We start from the raw sequence: 6,033 nt of genomic DNA on the forward strand, positions 1-6,033 counted from the left end.
CCTCTTTCTTGTTGTTGTAGGGGCGATGTTGAAATGGCATGGCTTACGGATCGAGTGCACGACCTCCTGGCCAGTCACCGTTCTGGCACATGCCCCCCACGATTTCGCGGATCAGCTCGCTGATCAGGGTTTTAAGATGGCTGGCGGGCATTGAGGCACAGCTGCAGATGCCCAGGATCCGGGACACCCCTTGAGCGGCAATCCGGTGGGCGACCAGGCGGCCGTCCCCGATCTCTCGCATGGCCAGGTTCAGCGGCATGATGGTGTGGCCAATACCGGCCTCGACTGCACTTTTGAGGATGTGTACGGAATTGACCTCCATTGCGATTTGTCCCGCTGCCAACCCGCGCTGTTTTACCGCGTGTTCGACCACGGTGCGGGTGCAGTGACCGTGGGCCTGGCTGGGAAACACCAGGGGGCGGGCCAGTGCCTGCTCCAGAGAGACCTCCCCGGCGGGTGGTGCGTCAGGCGCATTGGCCCGGTGTATCAGGTAAAAATCTTCTTCGATCAACGCGCTGAACAGCACCTGCGGGGGCAAATCAAGGGAGGTAAACAGGGCCAGGTCAACCCGACCGTGGAGCAGTTGGTCCATGACGTTCCCGGTCAGCTCTTCGTTGAGATGGAACGCCACTTGTGGGTAACGGGCCGCCACGGCGCGCATCAGCGGCATGGCCAGAATGGTTGCGACACTTTGTGGCAATGCCACTGTAATCGATCCGCTGACTTGATCCTGACTGCTGCTGACGGCAGCACGGGCGTCGGTCAAATGTTTGAGCATGCCCTGGGCATATTCGTAAAAGACCTTGCCGGCTTCGCTTGCGACGACGCCGTTGTGGCTGCGATGGAACAACTGCACCCCCAGATCATCCTCCAGCGCGGACATCTGCTTGCTCAACGCCGATTGCGCCACATGCACCTGGCGTGCGGCCCTGGACAAGCTGCCGCAATCGATGACGGCGACAAAGTATTTGATCTGGCGGATTTCCATTGAGGCGCTTCCTGCAGGGCTCGAATGTACGGGGGCCGATGATGGTACAGCGCGTCAGCCTGTCGAGTGCCCGCGAGGGAAAATCTTCCCGGGGTTCATCAGTTGCTTGGGGTCCAGTGCTGCCTTGATCGCCTGCATGACGCTCACGGCGTTGGCTCCGTGTTCGACTGCCATAAAGTGTTGCTTGGTCAGCCCTATGCCGTGCTCGCCGGTGCAACTGCCTTGCATGGCAATCGCCCGCTCGGCCAGTCGATGGGCCACCGCTTCGGCGCGCTCGACTTCGTCCGGGTTCAGGGGGTCGACCAGAATCAGCGCGTGGAAGTTGCCATCGCCCACGTGGCCGAAAATCGGGGCGAGAAAACCATTCTCGGCAAGGTCCTCGGCAGTGGCCTCAATGCATTCGGCCAGTCGTGAAATCGGCACCACCGCATCGGTGGTCAGGGAGCGGCAACCGGGACGAAGGGCCAGGGAGGCGAAATAGGCGTCATGCCGTGCCTGCCACAAGCGGCTGCGATCTTCGGGATGGACCGCCCATTCAAAGTCCAGCCCCTGGTGCTCGTCGGCGACCATGCGCACCGTCTCGATCTGCTCCTTCACGCCCGCTTCAGAACCATGCAGTTCAAAGAACAGGGAGGGCGCTTCGCGCAGTTGCGTGCTGCTGTAGGCGTTGAGCGCTCGCATCGTCAAGGCGTCGAGCAATTCGATGCGGGCGATTGGCACGCCCAGCTGGATGGTCTGAATGACCGCGCGTACGGCCAGATCGACACTCGGAAAACGGCACACGGCGGCCGAAATGGCTTCAGGAATCGGGTGCAGCTTGACCGTCAGCTCGGCGATGGTCGCCAGCGTACCGCCCGAGCCCACCAGCAAATGGGTCAAGTCGTATCCCGAAGAAGACTTGCGCGCACGTCCACCGGTATTGATCACTCGACCATCGGCCAGCACTGCAGTCATGGCCAGCACGTTTTCACGCATGGTGCCGTAGCGTACGGCGTTGGTTCCGGAGGCACGCGTGGCTGCCATGCCGCCCAGGGACGCGTCGGCGCCGGGATCGATCGGGAAGAACAACCCGGTGCCATGCAGCGCGGCATTCAACTGCTTGCGCGTCACGCCCGGCTGTACGGTGGCGTCCATATCGTCGACCCGGATATCGATAATCCGGTTCATGCCTGACACATCAATGCTCACGCCGCCGTGGGACGCCTGCAACCAGCCTTCCAGAGAGGTGCCGCTGCCATAGGCGATCATCGGCACATCGTGGCGATAGCACGCGGCGCTGATGTTGACGATATCTTCCAGGCTGTTGGCGTAGGCCACGGCATCCGGCGGCATGGGGTCGAGTGCGGAAATATCGCTGCCATGATGCTCGCGCACGCTGGCCGAAGTGGAGAATCGTGTGCCGAGCAAGTCGCTTAATTGATCGCGCAACATTTCGGGCAGGGGCGGGTGTTCGCAGGCAGCAGGAAGGGACATCAAGCACTCTCCGGTTTTTGTGCGCCGCGTGAAGCTGGCGGCATTTGTAAGGAGTCATGACTTATCTTAGGCAGCCTTTGGTACACACTTGTAGTGCTGATTTCAGATGGTGCCATCTCTTTTGGATATGGCTGATTTACCGCTTGTTGTGCTGTGCCCGCCCGGGCAGATACCCTCTGGCGGATGATAGACAAGGAGCCGTTCATGGAAACGACAGTCAGAATCGCCAATCAGGCAGACATCAGCGCCATCTTTGATATTCGAACCAGTGTCACGGAGAACCACCTCTCCCATGATCAGTTGAGCGAAATGGGCATTACGCCCCAAGCCATCCGAGAGGCTATCCAGGCTTCGCCGTGTGTGTGGGTGGCAGAGGTTGAGGGGGTGCCTGTCGGGTTTTCCATGGCTGACGCTGAAGATGGCTGCGTGTTTGCCGCGTTTGTCCGGCCTGGGTTCGAGGGGCGCGGATTAGGTAGCCGCCTGATGGCCAGGGCCGAGGAACTCCTGTTCCAGCACCACCGCACCATATGGCTTGAAACCGCTGAAAACAGTCGTGCCAGCGGCTTCTATCGAAGCCTGGGCTGGCAGGTGGTGGAGAAACTGCCTGAGGGTGATGTGCGTTTTGAAAAGTCATTGAGCGAGTATCGGCCTGGGCTTTGTGAACCCGTAGCAGGAAAGGACATGGTCATTCGCTTGACGCATACCAGGGACTGGATGCTTTTGAAGCACGTACGCCTTGCAGCGCTTTTGGACGCACCCACAGCGTTTGGAGTGAGCCATGAAACGGCGGCCAATGACACCGATGCCCAGTGGCAAGAGCGCGCTTCGTCAGAAGTCGGGACGAAATTCTGGTTGGCCATCAAGGACGGCAAGCCGGTTGGCATGATCGGGGCCGTGATCCAGGGCCACCGTTACAACGTGATCGCCATGTGGGTCGCACCTGACTTTCGCGGTTCTGGCGCAGCCGCTCAACTGGTGGGCGCTGTCAAACGCCAGGCGTTGCAGGACGGGCATGAGTTCATTTATCTGGACGTATCTGCGGACAACGCAAGGGCCTCCAGCTTCTACCTGAAACACGGTTTCATCTTTATGAATGAGTGGGAAACTTTAGAAAGCCACCCCCATATAAAAGTCCAGACCATGACGTGCGCGGTGCGCAAATAACCGCACTTGCTTCAGTCAAATGAATACTTGGATTCAATTAAAGTATTCATTTGAATTGAAGTTTTTAATTGAACAGTTCGTCAGCAACTTATGCTGTTTTACGTCATGCCCATGTGCAAACCATTGTCAGGGCGAGTGAGCGTAAACGCTTTCATCAATCATGTTTTGCAGGCTCACACTGTTGAGCTGTTTACAGGCGTCTTCAGCGTCTCCTCGGGCTGGATAGCTCTCGGGCAGCCTGCACAGGGCCTCACAGTCATAAATATTGAAACCTATCGGGCCGGTGGTGCAATAAAAGCGCGATCCAATGCGCATTGATCCCGTCTCCTTGGGCACGGCGGGGACAACCACGAATCTAGGCATCACGGTATTCCTGTTTTTTATTTTTTATGTTGGCAGTTGTAAGGAATAGCGCTGCTTTGTAAGTAGATCAAGTAAGCACTTACGGGATCCGATGAGTAACCCTTGCTACCGATAACCATTCTATTTTGCCAATGCGACTCTGACTCGACAGTGCTGTGATGGAGTGTCTTGGAGTGGCCGTTTAAAGTTTGGCGTCAAGTACGCAGGCCGGTTCTGATAACCCACAAAGTTGCCGATTGCAATCCGGTTTACCTGACCACGTTAAAGCGGCAGACCTGCCCGCCACGCACCATGCATTCAAGATGCTCTGCCTTGCCACCGCCCAGGGCACCGATCAATGCCAGGTCCAGTTCGCACACCACGGGATGGGCTTTGGCCAACTGATGAAAAATGCAGTTGTGGGCCACAATCTCCGGTTCGCCCGATGATCTGAAGAACACCTGCGCTTCGTATCCCGAGTGGTTCATGTACTGAACGATGCGCGCTTCATCGACAACTTCAGGTTCAAGATCGCTGGCCAGCTTGCGGCCCAGGCCCTGCATCAACTGGGACAGCGCCTGCTCTCCGAGCAGACCTGCGACCTGATCGATCAGCAAGTTGGCCAGCAGCGGGTATTGGCGCGGGAACAGCTCCTTTGCGTGGTCGGTCAATTGGTGGAGCTGTTCGGGGCGCCGCCCGGTGGGCCTGGTGGCGCCCCGCATGACCAGACCGTCGCGCTCCAGCGCAGCAAGATGCTGGCGAATCGCAGTGCGTGTCACCCCCAGACTGTGGGCAAGCTCATCAATGCTCATTCCCGCAGGTGAGTACAGCAATGCCTTCAACAAGTCCTGTTGGGTTCGCCCCATTCCTTCCAGCATCTGTCCGGCTCCTGCTTGCAGTCAAAATTTATCGGGGAATTGCTTGATCAAGCCCGCCGTCAAGGCATCGGCAAGGGCAAGGATGTGTGTACGCATCATGCCCCAGGTCTGGGCCTCACCTTTGTAATCCTTGGCGGCCAGCTGTTCGATCTGTGTCACATGGTGAGCGCCGTGGGCACTCAGCATGGCTTGCAGCGTGGGCTCGGGCAAATAGGGATTGGCCTTGGCCAGAAAGGCGGCCAACGACTTGGCATTCGCAGACAACTCAGCGATTGCGGCCTGTTGACCGGCTTTGTCGTTGGCGACCCGTGCATCACTGTAGTGTTTTACCGCCCCCCAATGCCCGGCGAGGAGTGTGAGCAACTGGTCGGCCGCCGGTTGCCCATAAAGTGGGGCAATGCTGTTGGCGATGGCCTTGGCATTACTGACGACCTCGTTTTGGGCTATGGCGGCTTGTGCCGCATTGCCGTCCTGATTGGCTATCGCATAATTTCTGATCCAGAAAATATGCTCCACCCACAGGTCGCGAAGGGCCATTCGGGTAGTGAGCGCCGTTGCACTGGTGGCGCTGGCCTGGGGCGGGTTGCTGGCCTGACTCCAGGCCGGTTGGGCAAGCAGGGAAAGCAGGAGCACTATCGCAATCTTGATGTTCATGGCAGGACCCTCTGAGTCGAATAATCCAACAATATTAATTTAAGCATCAAAATATGTTTTTATTGGGTTTGCAGTGCGATTCCGATCTATGGTCGCGGGGAACTCATGTCGCCGCTGACGAGTAGAACGAGGCTGCGATCGAGATGGTGCGCCACTGCGACGTAGCGGTCGCAAATCCGGTACACGCGGTATGCCAGATTAACCGTGGAAGCCGACTTTACGACTGCTTCGCAGCCGATCGCAGCCTCGCACGGCTCGTCAGCGACTACAGATTCTTCACCCATCTCGCGTGTAGTCGCTGACGAGTAGAACGAGGCTGCGATCGAGATGGTGCGCCACTGCGACGTAGCGGTCTCAAAACCTGAGCATGCGGTTTACCTGATAAATCGTGGAAGCCGACTTTACGACTGCTGCGCAGCCGAACGCAGCCTCGCACGGCTCGTCAGCGACTACAGATTCTTCACCCATCTCGCGTGTAGTCGCTGACGAGTAGAACGAGGCTGCGATCGAGATGGTGCGCCACTGCGACGTAGC

At 58.1% G+C, this 6,033-nt stretch carries 6 protein-coding genes and 1 pseudogene; 2 read left to right on the plus strand and 5 right to left on the minus strand.

The window, feature by feature from the left end; all coding sequences use genetic code 11:
* Window positions 1-43: 43 nt before the first annotated feature.
* Together KO536_RS20270 and KO536_RS20275 are read right to left on the minus strand one after the other, a co-directional pair.
* Entirely contained in the window at window positions 44-988 is a 945-nt protein-coding gene (locus tag KO536_RS20270; RefSeq protein WP_219262769.1) for a LysR family transcriptional regulator, read from the minus strand.
* A gap of 54 nt (window positions 989-1,042) precedes the next feature.
* Window positions 1,043-2,461 (minus strand): FAD-binding oxidoreductase, encoded by a 1,419-nt coding sequence (locus KO536_RS20275; protein WP_219262770.1) that lies wholly within the window; start codon window positions 2,459-2,461, stop codon window positions 1,043-1,045.
* A gap of 204 nt (window positions 2,462-2,665) precedes the next feature.
* On the opposite strand from KO536_RS20275, the pseudogene KO536_RS20280 reads away from it, so the two are divergent.
* Together KO536_RS20280 and KO536_RS20285 are read left to right on the plus strand one after the other, a co-directional pair.
* A pseudogene (locus tag KO536_RS20280) lies at window positions 2,666-3,097 on the plus strand (N-acetyltransferase family protein); the annotation flags it as partial.
* A gap of 45 nt (window positions 3,098-3,142) precedes the next feature.
* Window positions 3,143-3,625, plus strand: a complete 483-nt coding sequence (locus KO536_RS20285) for a GNAT family N-acetyltransferase (RefSeq protein WP_219262780.1) — start codon at window positions 3,143-3,145, stop codon at window positions 3,623-3,625.
* Window positions 3,626-4,236: 611 nt separating this feature from the next.
* Here KO536_RS20285 and KO536_RS20290 read toward each other — a convergent pair.
* The 3 genes from KO536_RS20290 to KO536_RS20300 all read right to left on the minus strand — a co-directional run.
* Window positions 4,237-4,845: a metalloregulator ArsR/SmtB family transcription factor gene (locus KO536_RS20290; RefSeq protein WP_219262771.1), complete on the minus strand. Its 609-nt coding sequence runs from the start codon at window positions 4,843-4,845 to the stop codon at window positions 4,237-4,239.
* A gap of 21 nt (window positions 4,846-4,866) precedes the next feature.
* Entirely contained in the window at window positions 4,867-5,499 is a 633-nt protein-coding gene (locus KO536_RS20295; protein WP_219262772.1) for a hypothetical protein, read from the minus strand.
* 354 nt (window positions 5,500-5,853) lie between these two features.
* Window positions 5,854-6,033, minus strand: a 180-nt coding sequence (locus tag KO536_RS20300) for a hypothetical protein (RefSeq protein ID WP_219262773.1), incomplete at its 5' end; no start/stop codon positions are given.

Source organism: Pseudomonas sp. NKUCC02_KPG, from assembly GCF_019345465.1.
Lineage (GTDB): Bacteria > Pseudomonadota > Gammaproteobacteria > Pseudomonadales > Pseudomonadaceae > Aquipseudomonas.